This is a genomic window from Moorena sp. SIO2C4 (genome assembly GCF_010672485.1).
Classification (GTDB): Bacteria; Cyanobacteriota; Cyanobacteriia; order Cyanobacteriales; family Coleofasciculaceae; genus Moorena; species Moorena producens.
On the sequence record NZ_JAAHGN010000761.1, the window covers coordinates 1 to 3748 of the forward strand.

Below are 3748 nucleotides of genomic sequence, written 5' to 3' on the forward strand. Positions count from 1 at the left end.
TCCCGACTCCCGATTCCCGATTCCCGATTCCCGACTCCCGATTCCCATTTCCCGACTCCCGACTCCCGACTCCCTAATTTATTAGCAATTCAATATTTTGTTCAACCTGAAAATATTAATTAATTTAAATTTATATAAAATATAATTGACCTTAACGTCGTCAAAGTATACAATAAATATATTGCAATTTTCAGCAAAATAAAACAAATCATTATGGCTCAAAATTTCGTCCCCAACCCTGGTGATAATCCCAACCAGCCTAGTGTGCCTAAGCCCTCTGGTGAGGGACAGCGACGACGGTAACAAATCAAACATATCTTAATTGGTTCTCCCCAAGCTGTTCGGAACACAATTTATAATCTTTATGCCGTTGGTTACGCAGAGGTGAATGATTGGAGCACACCTCAACCTACTGAAAATCCTGGAGAGGTGATCAGTATTTTGATTCGATATGTGCTGCTAGATTAAGCTAGATTAAGATAGTAATTTGCCAGGGATTCCAATCCCTGGCTAAGACGAAGCCTCAAGTTTCAAGGATAATTTAGTGTGTTGTGGATTCCGACAATTGACCGGCTAAGTAGAGCACAACTAACATGATTCGGTGGTTTCACTAGTGGCTTGAGGTGCAGCTAGGCTGTGAAGCGTGGAAAATTGCAATAAATAATTCGGTCAAGGATTGGCGTTAACCAAAACTTGACCGAATTTTTTTTAAAAGGGAAGCGGGAGTAAAAACTGAAGTAAATTCCTCTAGACTGCCTGATTTATGGGTGGTGACGGAAATTAACTCTGAAAGGTAACAGTTTCAATGTTGACCTTTGATACTTGAGTGTTGCTAGAGTTGGCTAATTCGCGATCGCGGCTTATATCATGTCCGGATAATTAATGATAAAAAACCATTTCCCTTTAGACATTACTCCTTTTCTTCTGCCAAATGCCAAATGCCAAATGCCAAATGCTTTCGATTTGCCAAAGTGTAACTATTCAACCGGAGATAATATTACCTATTCGTCAAGTCAGGTAAACCTTCAGCAAAAACTCCCCCCTTAACGAGATTGGGGGGAGGAATTTTTCCACACTAATGATCCAGTCCGTTTATGAGCTAGCTGTTGTAGGTTGGTTACCCCAAACACAACAAGACCAGAAGCCCATTAACTAAATAAAATACCGCCACTATCTGGGTCTCTGACCAGCCAGAAAGTTCCAGATGATTGTGGAACGGTGACATTTTTAATAAACGTTTACCCACCCCATTGGCATCTTTGGTGGCTTTATAGTAACTAACTTGAGCAATCACTGAGACGGCTTCTAGGAAGAAAATACCACTAATTATAAATAAACCCCAAAGGTTCCCAGTCAAAAGTCCTACTGCTGCTAGTGCTCCTCCTAGGGCTAGAGAACCGGTATCCCCCATAAAGACTTTGGCGGGATTGCAGTTGTGGGCAATAAAACCCAGGCAACTGCCACTCATACAAGCACAGAAGACCATTAAACCAAGGGAGGTTGGAGCAATCAGGGCAGCTAGTCCTAAAAATGCGATCGCACAGGTTCCTGCTGCTAGTCCATCCACTCCATCGGTAAGATTAGTAGCATTACTTTCTGCTAATAGCACAAATATACCCAGGGGCCAAAACAAAAATCCCAAGGGTAAGACGATTCCCAAGGGTAGGGTGATGTTAGTGATACTGGCTGGCTGCGTTTGTGCTAACCATATACAAAACAGTAAACTGACCACAATTTGTAAGGCCAGTTTCATTCTCGGTGACATCCCTTTATTAGAACGGCGTTGGACTACTTGCCAATCGTCCACCCAGCCGATTAACAGATAGCCAAGGGTGGCTAGGGATACCGCTAGGACTGGGGTAAAATCCTGCTGTGGGAGGAATAATCCTGACCACACCAGGGCAATCACCACCGCTACCGGCACAAAAAATATGCCACCCATGGTGGGGGTACCCGCTTTCTGTAAATGGGATTGGGGACCCTCTTGACGAATAATCTGACCCATTTTGAGTGCTTGTAGAAAGGGGACTGCTCGATATCCAATCCCAGTAGTGACCAGAGCACAGATCAACAGGGGTATGGTGATGGAGTTACCTGCGATCAGGGAGCGAGCTGCTGTCCCATCCAGAATTAATGCACCCAGAGTTAAGCCGATTGATAGAATATATAGGAGTTTAGTTCCCGTTAAGTTGAACAACTGCCCAGACAATCGTTTAGAATCTACCACAAGCCTCTTATTCCTTTGTTGAACACTCCTCACAAAGATACAATTCCCTGTATCTTTGCTTATATCCGTATAATTTACGGTTACGAGTCAAATCCTAACATCAAAGGTCTGCGATCGCTCAGGGTAGGACTGATTTTTGAAAATTTACGAGATGATCAAGCTATGACCGGATCACAGGATGACCGGATCACCGCATCACGCCATGACCGGATCACTACCAAGGTCTGGGGAGATCAGAAACACTACAGATGGTGATGGTCAGCTCGTAAGCATTCAGTTAGCATTCAGTTATCAGCGTGTCGCGTATCAGCGTGTCGCGTATCAGCTAATGGGCTACGCGCAGGCTACGCCAACAGCTTATGGGCTACAGATGGTGCTACTTGAGGTGCTATCAGCGTGTCGCGTATCAGCTTTCAGCTTTCAGCTTTTGAATAAAACAGCTAACCATTTGTTTAACAAGATTCGCGGAATTCCCCAACCTGGCCTTTGGCCAGGCTACGCGAACGTTCAGGTTGGGGATGGATAGCGAAACGACAAGTTGTGACAAATCTTGACGAATCATGCTATAATAATTATGGTTGCTGACCCGCCTGACCGACTAAAAGGCTACCTTGCAAACGGTCTAATATCCAATCAGTTTTAGGCCAAAAGGTATAAAAGTACTAGCGGAGCTCAGGGAAGAGACTTGCCCCAGCTGGTTAGTCATAGTGCTGTAATTCCAAGGTAAGTCTGTCGTGAAAGTTATACGTCCTTAGAAGGCGGATGTCTGCCTGTGGACGCTGAGTAAGACCAATATTAGCGCGGCTTTTAGAGGCGTCGGGGACGCGCGCGGGAAACCCTTTTGACGAATAAGACCGTCCCTGATTTGAGTTGAGAATTGGAAGCCCCAACCGAGAGCGTTGCAGGTTGGGGTACTTCACTCTGAGTTATTTCCACAAAGCTGTTCGCGTAGCGTGAGCCTTTGGCTGACGGCTGACCGCTGACGGCTGACCGCTGACGGCTGACCGCTGACGGCTGACGGCTGACCCCTGAATGCTTACGAACAGCTGGGTTAATCATGGCGCAACTCCACTGTGATGATCACAGCTTTAATCTAAAAAGAGACAATCTTGTTGTCGTTGGCTTAGCCCGCTGGCAATGGCTTGCAACTGGTTTTTAGAGAAGATCATTCTCTCAAAGGTTGTGATCGGTCGTCTAGAAGTGTAGCCAAAAGTCATTGAGTATCGCTCTGATCCAGTAGGTGGTTTCAGACGATGGAAAATGCTGCGTGTGTCAGTAAAAATTACTGTGCCGTAGGGTCCTGAGCAAGGGTTCCAGATAGATTTAGGCGCAATCCTTGCCATGTCTTTATCCGAGACAAAACCAGAACTGTAATAATTGTAGTTCAGGGTTTGAGCTAATGATGAGGTTAAATTTCTGGGAATATATTCAAAAGGGCCACCATCTAACCCCACATCATTCAAGTAGATAATGATTTTAACCATGCGATAGTCTTCTGGATCTACGTGCCATTGCCTGACA

At 45.0% G+C, this 3748-nt stretch carries 5 protein-coding genes; 2 read left to right on the top strand and 3 right to left on the bottom strand.

All coding sequences use genetic code 11. The features are described from left to right. Positions 1–1117: 1117 nt before the first annotated feature. Positions 1118–2227, bottom strand: coding sequence for a phospho-N-acetylmuramoyl-pentapeptide-transferase (mraY, locus tag F6K20_RS28590; protein WP_008179230.1), 1110 nt, complete (start codon positions 2225–2227; stop codon positions 1118–1120). 18 nt (positions 2228–2245) lie between these two features. Between mraY and F6K20_RS28595 the strand changes: the two genes are divergently transcribed. Together F6K20_RS28595 and F6K20_RS28600 are read left to right on the top strand one after the other, a co-directional pair. Beyond that, on the top strand, positions 2246–2482 hold the full coding sequence (locus F6K20_RS28595; RefSeq protein WP_207554301.1) for a hypothetical protein: 237 nt from the start codon (positions 2246–2248) through the stop codon (positions 2480–2482). Beyond that, positions 2430–2753: a hypothetical protein gene (locus F6K20_RS28600; RefSeq protein ID WP_008179232.1), complete on the top strand. Its 324-nt coding sequence runs from the start codon at positions 2430–2432 to the stop codon at positions 2751–2753. The genes F6K20_RS28595 and F6K20_RS28600 overlap by 53 nt, the downstream gene beginning before the upstream one ends. 281 nt (positions 2754–3034) lie before the next feature. Here F6K20_RS28600 and F6K20_RS28605 read toward each other — a convergent pair whose 3' ends face one another. Next, entirely contained in the window at positions 3035–3286 is a 252-nt protein-coding gene (locus F6K20_RS28605; protein WP_131826982.1) for a hypothetical protein, read from the bottom strand. 29 nt (positions 3287–3315) lie between these two features. Continuing rightward, on the bottom strand, positions 3316–3748 hold a 433-nt coding region (locus F6K20_RS28610; RefSeq protein ID WP_502708889.1), incomplete at its 5' end, for a phytanoyl-CoA dioxygenase family protein.